13 protein-coding genes and 2 pseudogenes are annotated in these 15917 nt (G+C 74.3%); 7 read left to right on the forward strand and 8 right to left on the reverse strand.

Going from position 1 to position 15917, the window contains the following annotated elements:
• Positions 1–775, reverse strand: a pseudogene (locus tag R7226_RS28250) (glycoside hydrolase family 15 protein); the annotation flags it as partial.
• 107 nt (positions 776–882) lie between these two features.
• Between R7226_RS28250 and R7226_RS28255 the strand changes: the two are divergent.
• Complete coding sequence (locus R7226_RS28255) at positions 883–1353, forward strand: metal-dependent transcriptional regulator (RefSeq protein ID WP_318600806.1); 471 nt, start codon at positions 883–885, stop codon at positions 1351–1353.
• A 122-nt stretch (positions 1354–1475) separates the two neighbouring features.
• A complete protein-coding gene (locus R7226_RS28260; RefSeq protein WP_318600807.1) occupies positions 1476–2384 on the forward strand; it encodes a TIGR03620 family F420-dependent LLM class oxidoreductase in 909 nt (302 codons plus the stop codon).
• 60 nt (positions 2385–2444) lie between these two features.
• Here the strand turns inward: R7226_RS28260 and R7226_RS28265 are convergent, their stop codons facing one another.
• A complete protein-coding gene (locus tag R7226_RS28265; protein ID WP_318600808.1) occupies positions 2445–3794 on the reverse strand; it encodes a TolB-like translocation protein in 1350 nt (449 codons plus the stop codon).
• A 173-nt stretch (positions 3795–3967) separates the two neighbouring features.
• Here R7226_RS28265 and R7226_RS28270 point away from each other — a divergent pair, with 173 nt between their 5' ends.
• Together R7226_RS28270 and R7226_RS28275 are read left to right on the forward strand one after the other, a co-directional pair.
• The gene (locus R7226_RS28270; protein WP_318600809.1) at positions 3968–4513 is read left to right on the forward strand and encodes a hypothetical protein; all 546 of its coding nucleotides are present in this window, start codon (positions 3968–3970) and stop codon (positions 4511–4513) included.
• Between the two features lie 86 nt (positions 4514–4599).
• Entirely contained in the window at positions 4600–5127 is a 528-nt protein-coding gene (locus R7226_RS28275) for a ribonuclease H family protein (protein ID WP_318600810.1), read from the forward strand.
• A 15-nt stretch (positions 5128–5142) separates the two neighbouring features.
• On the opposite strand, the gene R7226_RS28280 is transcribed toward R7226_RS28275, so the two are convergent.
• Together R7226_RS28280 and R7226_RS28285 are read right to left on the reverse strand one after the other, a co-directional pair.
• Entirely contained in the window at positions 5143–5988 is an 846-nt protein-coding gene (locus tag R7226_RS28280; protein WP_318600811.1) for a hypothetical protein, read from the reverse strand.
• Between the two features lie 2 nt (positions 5989–5990).
• Positions 5991–7361, reverse strand: a complete 1371-nt coding sequence (locus tag R7226_RS28285; protein WP_318600812.1) for an FAD-binding oxidoreductase — start codon at positions 7359–7361, stop codon at positions 5991–5993.
• A gap of 167 nt (positions 7362–7528) precedes the next feature.
• Here R7226_RS28285 and R7226_RS28290 point away from each other — a divergent pair, with 167 nt between their 5' ends.
• Together R7226_RS28290 and R7226_RS28295 are read left to right on the forward strand one after the other, a co-directional pair.
• A complete protein-coding gene (locus R7226_RS28290) occupies positions 7529–8506 on the forward strand; it encodes a spermidine synthase (protein WP_318600813.1) in 978 nt (325 codons plus the stop codon).
• Complete coding sequence (locus R7226_RS28295) at positions 8464–9213, forward strand: MBL fold metallo-hydrolase (RefSeq protein ID WP_318600814.1); 750 nt, start codon at positions 8464–8466, stop codon at positions 9211–9213. Before R7226_RS28290 ends, R7226_RS28295 begins: the two co-directional genes overlap by 43 nt.
• Here the strand turns inward: R7226_RS28295 and R7226_RS28300 are convergent.
• From R7226_RS28300 to R7226_RS28310, 3 genes are all read right to left on the reverse strand, one after another.
• Positions 9210–10913, reverse strand: a complete 1704-nt coding sequence (locus tag R7226_RS28300; protein ID WP_318600815.1) for a kelch repeat-containing protein — start codon at positions 10911–10913, stop codon at positions 9210–9212. The genes R7226_RS28295 and R7226_RS28300 overlap by 4 nt on opposite strands.
• Positions 10914–11017: 104 nt before the next feature.
• A complete protein-coding gene (locus R7226_RS28305) occupies positions 11018–12751 on the reverse strand; it encodes a Kelch repeat-containing protein (RefSeq protein ID WP_318600816.1) in 1734 nt (577 codons plus the stop codon).
• A 61-nt stretch (positions 12752–12812) separates the two neighbouring features.
• Entirely contained in the window at positions 12813–14864 is a 2052-nt protein-coding gene (locus R7226_RS28310; RefSeq protein ID WP_318600817.1) for a phage holin family protein, read from the reverse strand.
• A gap of 74 nt (positions 14865–14938) precedes the next feature.
• Between R7226_RS28310 and R7226_RS28315 the strand changes: the two genes are divergently transcribed.
• Complete coding sequence (locus tag R7226_RS28315; RefSeq protein ID WP_318600818.1) at positions 14939–15193, forward strand: hypothetical protein; 255 nt, start codon at positions 14939–14941, stop codon at positions 15191–15193.
• A 54-nt stretch (positions 15194–15247) separates the two neighbouring features.
• Here the strand turns inward: R7226_RS28315 and R7226_RS28320 are convergent.
• Positions 15248–15917, reverse strand: a pseudogene (locus R7226_RS28320) (hypothetical protein); the annotation flags it as partial.

Here is a 15917-nt window from a genome sequence, read left to right on the forward strand (position 1 = left end):
CCGGGCGGCCGTCGAGCTGCGTGCGCGCGAGCTGCGTGACGTTGCCGGCCTGGGGCGCGTCGGTGCGGCGGATCGCGACAGGTGCGCGGGGGCCCGCGGCCTCCACGGCGCGGCGCGCGACGGCGCGCTGCAGCCGCCGCCACGGCTCGCGCGAGCCGGCGTAGCCGCTCGTGCCGTCCAGCAGCGCCGGCTGGGCGCGGATCGCGAGCGCGGCGCGGCGGTCCCAGCTCAGCAGCGCGCCGTCGCGCGTGACCGCACGGTCGTCGTCGCCGTCGTTGGAGAGCGCCGGGTCGGCGAGCAGGTAGAGCGGATGTGGACGGCCGTCCAGGCTCGTCAGGCGCACGCGCGCGAGCACGGTCGCGCGGCGCGGGTCGGTGACGTAGGTCTTGCTGAGGCGCCAGCGGTCGCCTCGGTCGGTCGTCGTCTGCGTGAAGGTGAGGCCGGCACCGCGCCGGACGCGCCCGCGCGCGCCGTCGCTCTCGGCCGCGAGCTCGCCGCCGGAGCCGACGGCGAACTGCAGCTCGCGCAGCGCCGGCGTGCCGAGGTCGGGGTAGTAGACCTCGCTCAGCTCGTGCTGGCGCAACGTGAACCAGACGTGGCTGGCACGCTGATGGGCGGTGCCGAAGCCGTGCTTGTCGGCGGGGGCCCAGATCGCTCTCACTCCGGGCGCCCCGGGCGCGGACGGCAGCCGCTGGGCGAGCGCGTGCGGGACGAGCACGCCGCCCGCCGAGCTCGCGAGCCCGGTTGCCAGGAGCGCTGCCAGCAGCCGCCGCATGCCCGTGCGCTACCCGCGCGAAGGGGCCGCAAACAAGCAATTCCGACCCCCTGGCTGTGTTTTGAGCCACTGGCTATCTTTAGCGCCTTGCGTTATCCTTCTGACCCATGAGCGAGCCGACGACGTCCCCTAGCCGCGCAGAGGCGCGTTACCTCGAGACGATCGCCCATCTCGGCGGCGATCGTCACACCGTTGCGGCGGCTGCCGTGGCTCGCGCGCTCGACCTTTCAGCTCCGACCGTCCACGAGATGCTGCGCCGTCTCGCGCGTGACGGCTACATCGAGAGAGCCGCACAGCGCGGCTGGCAGCTGACGGCCGCCGGTCGCCACGAGGCCGCCGCGATGCGCCGCCGCCGCTCGGTCGTGGAGCGCTTCCTGCGCACGCAGACGACGATCCCCAACGACGAGATCGCCGACGAGGCCGACCACCTGCTCGCCGCGATCTCGCCGAAGCTGGAGCAGCATCTGCGGCTCGCGAGCTGGACCGGCGAGCGCCCCTGCGACAGCAGCCCGGTCGGCGAGCGCCGCACCGCGCCCACCCGCACCGCCGCCCCGCGCCGCCCCCGCGCGGCGCGCTGACGCACCGGCTCGCTGCCCGAGGACGCGCCGCCCCGCGCGGCGCGCTGACGTACCCGCGCTGGCGGCACACGTGCTGACGCGCCCCTAGACCGTTCGAGGACTCTCGAACTACACTGTCGCCCATGAGCGACTCCAGCCCCGCCCTGCCCGCCCGCGACCGCCTCGGCGCCACCGGCGTCTGGCTCAGCAGCCTCGCCGGCGTGCCCGCGCGCGAGGGCGCCGCCGCGGCTGCCGAGATCGAGCGGCTCGGCTACGGCTCGCTGTGGTTTGGCGAGGCACTCGGCAAGGAGGCGTTCACCCACGCCGGTCTGCTGCTCGCCGCGACCGAGCGGATCGTGATCGCGACCGGCATCGCCAACATCTGGGTGCGCGACGCGAGCGCCGCCAACGCCGCAGCGCAGACGCTCGGCGAGGCATACCCAGGCCGCTTCCTGCTCGGCCTCGGCGTCAGCCACGCTCCGCTCGTCGACCGCCGCGGGCACGACTACGGCAAGCCGCTGACGGCGATGCGCACCTATCTCGACGGGATCGACGCGGCCACCTACGCCGCCCCGCCGGCCGAGCCGCCGGTCCCGATCGTGCTGGCCGCGCTGCGGCCGAAGATGGTCGCGCTCGCACGCGACCGCACCGACGGCGCCCATCCCTACCTCGTCACGCCCGAGCACACGGCGCAGACGCGCGCGCTGCTCGGCGACGGGCCGCTGCTGGCGCCGGAGCAGACCGTCGTGCTCGAACGCGACGCGGAGAAGGCACGCACAACCGCGCGCGCCTTCCTGGCCGGCTATCTGGCACTGCCCAACTACAGCCGCAACCTGCTGGAGCTGGGCTTCGAGGAGCGCGACGTCGCCGACGGCGGCAGCGACCGGCTCGTCGACGCGCTCGTCGCGTGGGGCGACGCCGACGTGATCGCCGAGCGGCTCGCCGCTCACCGCGCGGCCGGCGCCGACCACGTCGCGATCCAGCCGTTGGGCGACACCGTGGAGCGCCAGCTCGCCCAGCTGCGCGAGCTGGCGCCGACGCTGCTCAGTTGAGCGCCATCGGCCGCGGCGCGTCGCCGATCGGCGCTCCTCAATTGAGCGGCGCCGCTTCTCTCACCCATTCACCGTCGTGCTCAGCGTGACCGCCTTCGCGGCGCCCTTCGCCGGCTTGAAGGTGAGGCGGATCGTCACCTTGCCGCCCTTCTTCAGCGCGCGTCTGCCGGCTCTGGTGAAGGTGATCTTCACCGTCGCGCCGCCTCTGCGCGTCACCTTCTTGGCACCCGCGCCCACGCGCTTGCCCTTCAACGAAGCGACCGCGTTCACCCTGCCCGCACCCGGCGCGGTGAATCTCACCGTGACGCCGCGACCGGCGCTGGCAGCCGCGACGACCTTCGCGGCGAGCGCGTTGCCTCTCAGCGGCGGCTTCGCGCAGCAGACCGTCGGCCCTCTTCTGACCGGCTGATCGACTCTCGGCGGGTCGACCGGCGGGACGACTCTCGCCGGCGGCACGTCGGCCGGCCCCCAGTCGGGGTAGGTGCCGGCGTCGAGGCGGGTCGTGACGGCGACGTCGCGGTTGCAGCCGGCGAAGTCGAGGTTGGAGAGGATCTGGACGCTGCTGCTGTCCGAGTAGGCGATCTTCGTGCCGTCGGGCGACCAGCTCGGCGACTGCAGCGTCGGGCCCTCGCGGTTGCCGATGAAGAGGCAGTCGGAGACGTTGGCGCTCGGCCAGGCGCCTTCCATTCTCTCGACGTCGATGAACTTGCCGGTGTCGGAGATCGCCACGACGCCGTTGTTCACGCGGCTGACCTCCGCGTCGCCGTTGCCGCTGACGCCGTACCACTTCTCGCCGTACTGGTCGTCGCCGACGGTGTCGACCCAGAAGTCGAGGTTGCCCAGCTCCCACGGCTCGGAGATCAGCACGTGCGAGTTGTCGAGCCACGACGGGTGCTGCCAGCCGCTGTGCATCTTGAAGCCGGGCTCGTCCCAGCTCGTGAGGCGGTCGGCGTGCGAGTAGCCGGTGCCGATGATCCGCTTGCCCGCTCTGCAGCCGCCGGGGTAGCCGCAGTAGGGGTCGTAGATCGTGTATTGCGCCGACCAGCCGTACGCGACCTTGGTGCCGTCGGGCGAGATCGTGGGCGCATACGGCCCGCTGAAGACGAACGAGGAGTTCGGCGGCGTGTCGGAGACGGGCGTCGAGAAGTCGGCGAGGACGGCGCCGCTGGTGCGGTCGAGCCGGTGCAGGTGGCGATCGGCGTTGAGGGCGATGATCGTGCCGTCGTCGGACTGCGACGCGTACGAGTAGCTGCCGCTGCTGGTGACCTGGTGCTGACGCGTGCCGTCGCCGGTCGCGAGCCAGACGTTCTGATCCTTGATGTAGGCGATCGAGTCGGCCTGCGCGACGGCCGTCGGCACGATCGCCAGCGCCGCGAGCGCGCCGGCGGCGAGCTGCGTGATCCGTTGCATGGTGGGCTCCAGGAAGGAAGGTGTACTGACCGGGCTCGATCGTCGCCGCGGACCGGCCCGCGCACCATCGGGGATCCCCCGCTGCCGTCCCCGAGGGGCCGCGGCCCGGGGTTCTTAGCCGCTTCTCAGGCACCGCTGCTGCGATGGACTCCCACCCAATGGAGGAGTTTCCGATGAATCGAAGACTCACCGGCCGGGCGCTCGCGGGCGCGGCGGCTGTCCTCGTCCTCGCCGGCGGCGGCGTCGCCGTCGCGGCCGGGACCAACGGCAAGAGCAGCACGACGACCACGCCGGGCGACACGGCCGCGAGACCGACCCCGCCGACGCCGCCGAGAGGCCCCGGCCATCCGGGCGGCCCCGGCGGTCCGGGTCCGATCGGCGGGCCCGGCCTCGAGTTCGGCAGCGCCGCCGCCGACTACCTCGGTCTCGACGCCGAGGAGCTGCGCGAGCGGCTGATCGACGGCAGATCGCTGGCCGAGATCGCCAGAGCCGAGGGCAAGTCGGTCGAGGGACTGGAGGAAGCGCTCGTCGCCGCCTTCAGAGAGCACGTCGACGACTTGGTCAACGCGACGCCGCCGAGACGCCCCGCCTTCGGCAGAGGCTTCAGAGACGGCAAGCGCGGCTGGCATCACGGTCCGTGGGACAGAGACGGCAGAGCCGCCGGACCCGACAGAGCGGACAGATCCGACGAGGAAGACGAAGACGACAGAACGCCCTGACAGCCGGAGGTTCCCGCCGGCGCGGCAGGGTGCGGCGCGCCGACGTGGAACCTCCTAAGGCGAAGCCCCGCTACCCTTCCGCGCCGATGTCACCTGCACCCCGCCGCCGCCCAAGACGCGCCAAGCCGGTCGAGACTCCCGTCGAGCAGCTGCTCGGCGAGGCGCTCGTGTGGACCGATGGAGCCTGCAAGGGCAATCCCGGCCCCGGCGGCTGGGCCGCGATCGTCGTGCCCGCCGACGGCGGCGCGCCGCTGGAGTACTCCGGCGGCGACCCCGCGACGACGAACAACCGGATGGAATACACCGCAGCGCTCGAAGGCCTGCGCGCGCTGCCGGCCGGCAGCAAGGCGTGCATCTGCACCGACTCGCAGCTGATGCTCAACTCGATGACGAGATGGCTCTCCGGCTGGAAGCGCAAGGGCTGGAAGACGGCGAGCGGCGATCCGGTCAAGAACCAGGACCTCGTGCAGGCGCTGGAGGCCGAGATCGCCCGCCACGAGCAGGTTCGCTGGCATTGGGTGCGGGGTCACGAGACCGGCGCCGATCACGAGCACAAGGCGCTCAACGGCCGCGCCGACAGACTCGCTGTCGCCGCGGCCGCTGCCGCCGCCTGAGCGGCGCGACCGCCGCTACCGCCGCCCTCCTCTGGGCGGCGACGCGGCGCGTCTGAGCGTCACGGTCCATCTGACGGCGCCGCTCGTGAAGACGATCGCGCGGGCGCCGCCGATCAGCTGCTTCTGGCTGTATCTCTCGGCGGCGCTGACCGTCACGACCGGCACCGCTGAGTTGAACAGCTCGGCACGCGAGTAGCGCCCGCGGACGTCGACCGACCAGCCGCGCTCGTCCATCTCGTAGGGCATGTTCAGCTCGCACGCTCTGAAGCCCATCTGCGCCTCCTGGCTTGGGAACGACGACCCGGTGTCGAGCCACATGTACTTGTTGCCGTTGCCGATCCAGCCGTCGACGCCGGGCTTTCTCGTGCCGCAGTCGTCGGGCGGCGGCGGCACCGGCGTCGTGCGCTCGTTGCCCTCGTCGTCGATGATCACGCCGCGCACGCCGCAGGTGCCGGCATCCCAGTCCGTGCTGCGCGACGCCTGGCGGGTGATCGTGCCGACCGCCGGCATCTCGCGATCGGAGGACTCGGCGAACTCGTCCCACGTGCGCCACTTGAGGAAGACCGAGCTGTTGTTCCTGCCGACCGTGTACGCGAGCAGCTTGACCGGCATCGTCGACTCGTAGCGCTCGGTCTGTCTGCCGCTGCCCTGCGTCCACCACGTGTGCCAGCAGTCGGATCTCGTCGTCCAGCGCGGCTCGCTCCAGCCGATCGTCTTCTCGGCTCTGAACGTCGCCCAGAAGCGCGCCTGCTGTGCGCCGTGCGCCTCGCCGGCCCCGGTCGCCGCCAGCACGACCGCCGCGAGGAACGCGGCGAGCATGCAGGCGACGCCGAAGCGGCGGGCCATGATCTCGCGGCCCATGATCATGCCGCGGCGTCGTGGTTGGGATGCAGCAGGCCCTGCGGGTCGACCTGCGAGCGCAGCGCGCGCAGGCGCGCGAGCGTCGGCTCGTCGAAGGCGCGCTGGAGGTCGATCGGGCGCTCGGCGAAGTTGAGGTACTGGCCGACCTCGTACATCGCCAGCGAGCGCCGCACGCGCTCCAGCTCCAGCTCCAACGCCGGCGCGGCGGCGGGATCCATCAGCGCGCTGGTCGCGAACGACAGGTAGGAGCCGTTGATCATGTCGCGCGCCCCGTGCGAGTCGTGCGTGCGGCCGAGCGCGCCGCCGAGCTGGCGCAGCTCGGCGACCATCAGCGTCGAGCCGGAGGCCGGGCCGGCGGCGGCGAGGAACGCGTCGAAGCCCTCGCGCGGGAGGTCGCCAAGCACCTGGCTGCCGGCGCGGTACGGCATCGGGTCCTCGGGGTCCATCGCGAGGTAGCCGAGCGCGGCCGGCTCGACGGTCGCGAAGGTGTCCATCAGCGGGCCGAGCGCGCGCAGCGGCTCCAGCAGCGCGGCGCCGTCGGCCTCGCTGCCGAGGAAGGCGGCTTGCACCAGCGCGAACGATCTGCCGCGCAGCGGCTCCGGCAGCTCCTCCAGCGGCGGCAGCTGCAGCAGCTTCGCCGTCGAGGTGACCTCGTCGGGCGTGGTCGCGCACCACTGGCGCCAGGCGTGCAGCACCTCGGCGGCGCGCTCGAACGGGAAGAAGAGCGAGCCGGCGTAGACCTGCGGCGCCGGGAACAGCTCGAACTCGATCGCGGTGACGATGCCGACGTTGGCGCCGGCGCCGCGCAGCGCCCAGAAGAGGTCCGGCTCGTGCTCCTGGTCGGCGCGCACGAAGGTGCCGTCGGAGGTGACCAGCTCGATCGCCGTGACCGCGTTGCAGGCGAGGCCGTGCTTGCGGCCGAGCCAGCCGAGGCCGCCGCCGAGCGTGTAGCCGACGACGCCGACGTCGCGGGCGGAGCCGGACAGCGGCGCGAGGCCGTGCTGCGAGGCGGCGTCGCAGACGGGGCCCCACTTGACGCCGGCCTCGACGCGGGCGCGGCGCGCCTGCGCGTCGATGCTGAAGCCCTGCATCGCACAGGTCTTCAGCAGCACGGTCGTGCCGAGGTCGCCGAGCGGGGCGGCGTTGTGACCGGTCGCCTGCGGCGCGACGCGCAGGCCGCGCTCGGCGGCGAAGCGCACGACGGCGGCGACGTCGCGGGCGTCCTGGGCGATCGCGATCAGCGCCGGGCGCTGGTCGAGCGCGAGGTTGAAGGCGCCGCGCGCCTCGTCCCAGCCGGTCTCGCCGGGGGCGATCACGGAGCCGGCGAAGCGGCTGCGCAGCGGGCTGGTGTCGATCGGTGCGTCGATGCTCATGGCGGGCTCTCCTGGGAACGGGGTTCGGTTCGTGGTGACACCGTCGCCGAGCACGGACGGAGCGACCATCGGGGACACCCCGCATCGACCCCTGGGACGGCCCTCGCGCCCTCCCCCGCGTGTCGCCGCGCCGACCCCGGGCACGGCGCTGCGGCATCCTGTGCGGGATGGGATCGCGCTCGGGATCGGGGTCGCGCGGACGCTCGCGCGGCGGGCGCGGAAGCCGCCGCGACGAGCAGCGCTGGTCGGGCGAGCTGGTCGAGCTGCGGACGCCGTTCGCCTTGGCTGAGGTGATCCCGGAGCCGGGCCGGCCGTGGCGGCGGCTGCTGCGGCTCGACGGCGAGGACTGCTCCCACGTCGACCTGCGCGATCCGCGCGCGATCGACTTCGCCTACGTGCGCCGCTTCGCCGACCTCGTCGACCTGCTCGGCGCCGCCGGCCGGCCGCTGGACGTCGTCCACCTCGGCGGCGGCGGCTTCACGCTCCCGCGCTACGTCGCCGCGACACAGCCCGGCTCGCGCAACGAGGTGGCGGAGATCGACCCCGGGCTCGTCACGCTCGCGCGCGAGCAGCTCGGCCTCAGAACCGACCGGCTGCTGCGCGTCCGCGTCACCGACGCGCGCGAGCTGCTGGAGCGGCGCGCGCCCGGCGCCGCCGACCTCGTCGTGCTCGACGCCTTCCACGGCACCGAGGTGCCGACCCACCTGACGACCGCCGAGTTCCTCGCCGCCGCGCGGCGGGCGCTGCGGCCGCGCGGGATCTTCGCCGCGAACGTGATCGACGTGCCGCCGCTGGAGACCGCGCGGGCAGTCGCGGCCGGCGTCGCGGAGACGTTCGACGCCGCCGCGATCGTCGCGACGCGCAAGGTCGTGAGAGGGCGCCAGGGCGGCAACGTCGTCGTGCTCGGCGCCGTCGGCGGCGCGCTGCCGCTGGCGGAGCTGGGGCGGCGGGCGCTGCGCGGCGGCGTGCCGGAACTGGCCGTCGGAGGCGAGGCGCTGACGCAGTGGCTCGGCGGGGCGAAGCCGTGGCGCGATCCGCCGCCGCCTGACGCGGCCGCCGCGCCGGTGGTGCCGCCCGCGGCCGCGCATGAGAAGCTGCCGGAATGCCGCGACGCGTCACCTGGCACGGACACGCCACCGTCCTGATCGAGACCGCCGCCGGCGCGCGGCTGCTGACCGATCCGATCCTGCGCGGCCGCGTCGCGCACCTGCGCCGCCATGCGCCGCTGCCGGACCGCGCGCGGCTCGGCGCGATCGACGCCGTGCTCGTGTCGCACGTCCACCACGACCATCTCGACCGCCCGACGCTGAAAGCGCTCGCCGGGCCCGCGACGACGGTCGTGCTGCCGCCCGGCGCCGGCAGACTGGTGCGCGGGATGCCGTTCGGCGGCGTGCGCGAGCTGACGGCGGGCGCGCAGACCGAGGTCGGGGGCAGCGAGGTGCGCGCGGTGCCGGCGTGGCACGCGGCCAGACGGCTGCCGTTGCGCTCGCGCGAGCTGGAGGCGCTCGGCTTCCTCGTCGACGGGATCTGGTTCGCCGGCGACACGGAGCTGAACGCGCGGATGGAGGAGCTGCGCGGCGTCGCCGAGGTCGCGCTGATCCCCGTCTGGGGCTGGGGCCCGTCGCTCGGACCCGGGCATCTCGATCCCGAGGAGGCGGCGAGAGCGATCGCGCTCGTGCGGCCGCGGGTCGCGATCCCGATCCACTGGGGCACCTACCTCCCCTACGGTCTCGGCCGCCGCCACCGCCACCTGCTGCACGCGCCGGCGCTCGAGTTCGCCGCCCACGTCGCGCGACTGGCGCCGGACGTGCGCGTCGAGACGCTGCAGCCCGGCGGCTCGATCGAGCTCTAGTCGATCACGACCTTGACCGGCGTGCGCTTGCCGACGACGAGCGTGTAGCGGCGGTCGAACAGGCGTCTGCGGACGGTCAGCGTCAGCTTGCCGTGCTTCAGCGTTCCGGTCGCGTGGACGATCCCCGCGCGTGACAGCCGCACTTTGCCGCTGCCCCACGTTCTCGGCAGCCCCGTGCAGATCACGCGTCTGCCCTTGCGCGCCGAGCAGCGCAGCTTCGGTTCGACCGCGGCTCTTCTCGCCACCGGTCTCGCCGCGGGTGGCGCGGGGTTGGCCGGGGGCGGTGACGGCGGCCCCGGCAGCGGCGGCGCCGGCACCCCGCTGCCCGAGAGCGGGACGAGCAGACGCTCGCCCGGCAGCCCCGGCGCGGTCACGACGAGCGAGGCGCTGCGGAGGCCGTCGCCGCGCGGCGTGAAGCGGATCGCCGCGAAGCAGCTCTGCCGCCGCTCCAGCACGTCGCCGCTGCAGAGGTCGGAGACGAGCTGGAAGTCGCCGGCGTGCGGTCCCTCGATCGTGAGCGCGCGGACGAACAGCGGCAGACCGCCGTCGGCCGCGATCGGGATCGGGATGCTGGGTCCGCCGCGCCCGGTCGTCTGCTCGCCGAAGTCGACCGGCGCCGTCAACGGATCGATCCGCGGCGTGTAGCGGTCGGTGCCGAAGTCGGTGACGAATCTCGTCCCGCCGAAGGCGAGCACGTCGCCGCCCGGCAGCGGCACGAGCGACGGCTGGCTCCAGCTGACGCGCGGCCCGCCCGCCGCGGCGACGTCGCCGGTGAGCGGATCGAGCACGCTCGCCTCTGCCCCCTGCACGATCAGCACGAGCCCGCTGCTCAGCGGCAGCGCCGAGGGCGCCGGGAAGCTCGCGCGGTCGCCGACCGTCCGCCAATCGCCGTCGTCGGGGTCGAGCCGGACGTTCGCCTGCGTGGTGCCGGCGCTGTCGCTGCCGCCGACGACGAGCAGATCGCCGTCGGGCAGCGCCACCGTCGCGTGTCGCATCCGCGGCTGCGGCAGCGGCGGCAGCGCCGTCCACGCGCCGTTGGCGGGATCGAACCGCGTGACCGCAGCGGTCGGGCGGCCGAACGGCGCGTCGATCATGTCGGTCCCGCCGACGACGACGACCGTCCCGTCCGCGAGCAGCGTCGCGGTGTGATCGGCGTGCGGCGAGGGCATCGCACCGACCGTCGTCCAGCTGTCGCTGGCAGGGTCGTAACGCTCGGCGCTCGTGAGCCAGCGCCCGCCGGCGACGAGCACGCTGCCGTCGGCCAGCAGCGTCGCGGTGTGGTTGGAGCGCGGCTCGTTCAGCGGCGCCGCGGGCGTCCAGCTGTCGGTCGCGGGGTCGTACAGCTCCGCGCTGGCGAGCGGACCGCCGTTGGAGCCGCCGGTGACGAGCACGCGGCCGTCGCGCAGCGTCGTGGCTGTCCCGTCGGCGCGCAGCGCGAGCGGCGCGGCGACGGTCGACCAGGCACCGCTCGCAGCGTCGTAGCGCTCCGCGCTCACGAGGAAGTTGACCATTCCGCGACCGCCGGCGGCGAGCACGTCGCCGTCGGTCAGCTGCGCGACCGCGGCGCCGCTGCGCGACTCGTCCATCACTCCCGACGGCGTCCAGCCGCTCCCGCCGGCAGCCGTCGCCGGCGCGTCGGCGAGCAGCAGGGCGGCGAGCACGACGACGAAGGGGATCAGCGCGGCACGCGGCTTCTGCACGATCGGGAGGCTCCTGAGGACGGGGGTCGGGTCCTGCCTCCGCGTGATCGGCAGCGCGCCAGGATTTTGTAAGCGCTCCCCTACGCGCCTGGACGGCGTCGCCGCTAGTCGATCACGACCTTGACCGGTGCGCGCTTGCCGACGACGAGCGTGTAGCGGCGGTCGAAGAGACGTCTGCGGACGGTCAGCGTCAGCTTGCCGTTCTTCAGCGTTCCGGTCGCGTGCAGGATCCCCACGCGCGAGAGCCGCACCTTGCCGCTGCCCCACGTTCTCGGCAGACCCGTGCAGATCACGCGTCTGCCCGCGCGGGCGGCGCAGCGGATCCGCGGCGTCGCTGGTGCTCTCGCGGCCGGTCTCGCGAGCGGCGGCGCGGGCGGGGCGGGTGGAACCGGAGCCGGTGGCGCCGGCGGTGCGGGCGGCGCCGGGACGACCGGCGCGACGCCGGTGCCGGAGAGCGACACCAGCTGCCGCCCGCCGGGCAGCCCCGGCGCGCTGAGGACGAGCGACGCCGTGCGCGCGCCCGCGCCGCGCGGCTTGAAGCGGACGCTCGCGAAGCAGCTCTCGCGCTCTTCGAGGACGGCGCCGCCGCAGGTGTCGGCGACCAGCTCGAAGTCTGCGGCATCCGGGCCCTCCACCGTCACGCTGCGCACGAACAGCGGCACCTCGTTGCCGGCGAGCAGCGGCAGCGGGATCGTCGCGCCGGCGTTGCCGACCGTCTCGCCGCCGAACGCGACCGGCGCGATCAGCGGCCAGGCCCGCGGCGTGAAACGCACCAGCTGCGACTCGCTGTTCCCGCCGCCCGCGACGAGGACCTCCCCGTCGGGAAGCGGCAGCAGCACGGGTTGGCCGTGGTACCCGGGCACGGGGCCCGCGTCCGCGAGCTGGCCCGAGGCGGGGTCGAGCATTCTCGCCTCGTCGCCCTGCACGAGCAGCACCAGGCCGTCCGCCAGGAGTGCCGCCGCTGGGGCGTTGAAGGTCGTTCCGGCGATCGGGCGCCACGCCGCCGCGCCCGGATCGAGCCGGACCCCCGCGCGCGGTATCGCGAACGCCCCGCCGTCGATGCCGCCGACGGCGATCAGCGCGCCGTCCGGCAGCACGATGGTCGCGTGCTGCGCGCGCGGCTGCGGCAGCGACGGCAGCGCCGACCAGCTGCCGCTGAGCGGGTCGAACCGCTCCACCGATCTCGTCATCGGACCAAGCATCTGCGTAGCCCCGCCGACCACGACGACGCTGCCGTCGGCGAGCCGCGTCGCGCTGTGCAGCGTGCGTGCCGCCGCCATCGGCGGGGCCGGCGTCCACGTGTTGGAGGTGGGGTCGTACCGCTCGGCGCTGGCGAAGACCGTGCCGTTGCCGTCCGTGCCGCCGGTCACGAGTACCGTCCCGTCCCCGAGCAGTGTCGCGGTGTGGTCATGGCGTCCTTGCGCCAGCGGCGCCGCTGGCGTCCAGGCAGCGATCGCCGGGTCGAACAGCTCGGCGCTCGCCAGCGACCCGGTGCCATCGCGCCCGCCGACGACCAGCACCCGTCCGTCGGCGAGCGTCGTCGCCGACGCTTCCGTGCGCGGGGTCGCGAGCGAGCCGGCCGACGACCAGCTGTCGGTCGCCAGGTCGTAGCGCTCGGCCGATGCACCGATGGTGCTGGTGGTGGTGCCGGCGACGACGAGCGCGTCGCCGTCGGTCAACTGCGCGACGGCGGCGCCGGAGTGTGCCGTCGCCATCGGGGCGGGCAGCGTCCATGCCGACGGCGGCAGACCGCCGTCGGCCGCGGCGGGCGCGTCGGCGAGCAGCAGCGCGGCGAGCACGACGAAGAAGGGGATCAGCGCGGCGCGCGGCTGCTGCACGGTCGGAGGCTCCTGCGGACGGGGGTCGGGTCCTGCCTCCGCGTGATCGGCAGCGCGCCAGCTATTTGAAAGCGGGATCCTCCGCGTCTGGACGGAACGGCTCGTAGCCGTCGTGGCCGAGCTGGTGCAACCAGCCGCAGAAGATCCGGTGGACGGTGCCCGAGCCGACGACCTGATCCCCGTCCGGCCACAGCAGCGACGCCGGGTGCAGCACGAACGGCAGCGCCTGCGCGCCGCCGAGGCCGCCATGCGAGCCGACCAGCTCCTCGAACGCGGCGACCTCGTCGACCGCGCTCCAATATCTGCTGTTGACGACGATGTCGGGGCAGTGCGAGAAGCCGTCGGTGCGGCGGACGTGGTCGGCGGCGCGCGGCCCGAACGGCGCCAGCGGGTCCTCCCCCTCGACGACGCCGCGGTCGAGCAGGTGGCGCCCGCGCGGACCGAGCGCGACGGCGCCGTCGCGCTCCGATCTGACGAGCACGAAGCCGATCCCGTCGTGGTTGCGCAGCTCGTCGAGCAGGCCGGGGCGACGCTGTTCGATCTGCTCCAGCGTCACGCGCCCCTGCTCGCGCGGGAACGAGATCAGGCCAAGGTTGCCGGAGGCCATCACGGCGATCTCCGGCGGCTCCTCGCCGGGCGGCAGCTGCGCCTTCTCCTGTCTGTCGGCGAGCGCCTTCGCCGCGCGGCCGGTGACGCCCGGCCGGGTTCCCAGCTCGGCGATGCCGGCGCGCAGCTGGCCGCGGCTCTCGTCGGACTCGGCGGTCGCGGCGGCGACCTTCGCCTCGCCGTTCTCGACGACGCGTCTGACGAGCTGCTCGAGCGACTCGTCGTAGCGCTGCAGGAAGGTCGCGCCCTGGCTCTGGCCGTGGTCGGCGAGCACGACCAGCTCGTACGGGCGCGGCGCGTGCTCGACGGCGCTCGCGATCCGCGCGATCGCGCGGTCGACGCGCCGCAGCACCGCGAGCGTGTCCGGCCGCTCGACGCCGGAGTGATGCGCGACCTCGTCGTAGGCGAGGAAGGTCGTGTAGACGACCGGGCGGCCGGCGAGCACGTCGGCGGTGACGGCGGCGACCTGGAGGTCGAGCTGGATCACCGTGCCGAAGGCGCGCATCAGCGGGTATGAGCCGCCGCGGTCGATCCGCGGGCGCACGTCGCGGCGTTTCTGCTGGATCGCCGATGCCTTCTCGGAGACGATCTCGCCGAGGCAGCGCATGAAGGTCAGCGCGACGCCGTAGGGGCTGGCGAAGTAGGCGAAGTAGTCCTGGCCGAGCCTCCCCTGCCGTTTGCGGTCGAGCACGGTGCTCATCGTCAGCATCGAGTGCGGCGCGTCGCCGGAGAGGATGTTCGCGCGGCTGGCGCCGTCGGCGTGCAGCAGGCCGCGGCCGTCGGAGTGGCGTCTCTCCAGCTCCGCCGCGTCGCGCGGGTGGTTGGTGACGATCGCCTTGCCGCGGTCCTTCTCCCACCAGCGGAAGGCGGGCATGTCGTGGTTGTCGCCGTGCAGGATCCCCGCCTGACAGGCGCCGGTCTGCGACGACCAGTCGGTCTCCCAGCGCTCCAGGCGGTGCGAGCCGTCGTGCACCCAGTGGGCGAGCGCCGGCGCGTTGCCGTCGCGCAGGGCGCGCCGCAGCACCTCATGCGCGAGCCCGTCGATCTCGAGGAAGAGGAGCCCCGGCGTCTCGCTCTCGACCGCGAGCTTGGTCCGCTTCAGCTGCCGGATCACGACGTGGCGGTACCAGAGGTCGCCGTTGTCGAGCGCGAGGATCGCGTTGGAGACGGCCGAGAGGACGGTCAGCGCGAGCGTCACGACGATCGCCGAGCCGAGCCCTCTGACGTGGACGCCGTAGTCGATCTCGGCGATCGCCAGCAGCACGAGGCCGTTCAGCACGAGCGCGCCGAGCCCGAGCGTCAGGACCGTGAACGGGAGCGCGAAGCGGATCATCAACGGCCACACGAGCGCGTTGGCGAGTCCGAGCAGCACCGCCAGCGCCAGCGCGGCGCCGAAGCCGTCGGCGCTGAAGCCGGGCAGGACGGCGGCGAGCAGGAGCAGCAGGATCGCGTCGAGCAGCGTCACCGACGCGAGCCGGCCGATCCGATGGAGCGATCCGTTTCGCATGCCGCAAGCATCGCGCATTCGACGGCTGTCGCGCCGGATTCAAGCTTTCGCGCCCACGTGCCGATTCCGTGCCCATGTCGACTGACCGCGAGATGCCGGAGAGCTGGAGCCGGAACGCCGGCGGCCGCTCCGCAGAGATCACCGCCGCGATCGAGCGTGCGCGCAAGGTGCGCGGCACGGCCGCGCCGCTCGGGCCGACCGGTCCGGTCGCGACCGCCGGGCCCGCCCTCGACGAGCTGGCGCAGCGCCGCCTCGCCCGCCGCGCCGCCGAGGACGCCCGCCGCCGCATGCGCCCGACCGACCCGCCGCCCGGGCCGCGCACGGCCTGAACGCGGCGAGCACCGGCGACGTTCCCACCGTGACGGTGGGCGGCCTTCCGCTGCTCACACCCACAGCGTGCGGTGGCTGGCGGTGTGGCCGCTCGGCGCCGCCGTCGCCGCCAGCAGCAGCTCCCGCCCCTCCTCGCTGCCGACGGTGTAGCGCAGCTCGCCCTCCGGCGAGACCCACCGCTGCCACGCGGCGAGGTAGGCGTCGGCGCGTCCGCGGTTGCGGCCGAGATCGCTCGGGACCGGATGCCAGTGGTGGTCCGCCCGCTCGCGGCCGACGAGCGCGCGGGCGAGGCGGCGTGGGGTTGCACCACGCGGGGTCGCGCCACGCGGAGTCGCGCCACGCGGAGTCGCGCCGCGCGGTGCCGCCGGGCGCGTGTGCGCGGCGGGCGCGGGCGTGGCGTCGACGGGCGCGACGAGCGCGCGGCTGACGAGGTAGCGGTGGCCGGCGGCGGCGCCGAGCGCCTCCTCCAGCGCGCTCGCGAAGGCGCGGTTCTCCGCCGCGCTGCCGTCGCTGAGCGCGCAGCGGACGCGCCCGCCGAGGCGCGGCGCGAAGGTCAGGCTGGCCGCGGCGCGTGGAGTGATCTCGCCGAGCGCGACGTAGGCGTCGACGACGGCGCGCGCGACGCGCTCCAGCGCGACCGGCCCGCGCGGCTCGCGGCCACGGCGTGCCGCCTGCCACAGCGCGAGCGCCAGCGCGACGACGCCGACGACCGCCGCCGCAACC

The organism is Conexibacter stalactiti, assembly GCF_033542075.1.
In the GTDB taxonomy this organism is placed as follows: domain Bacteria; phylum Actinomycetota; class Thermoleophilia; order Solirubrobacterales; family Solirubrobacteraceae; genus Conexibacter; species Conexibacter stalactiti.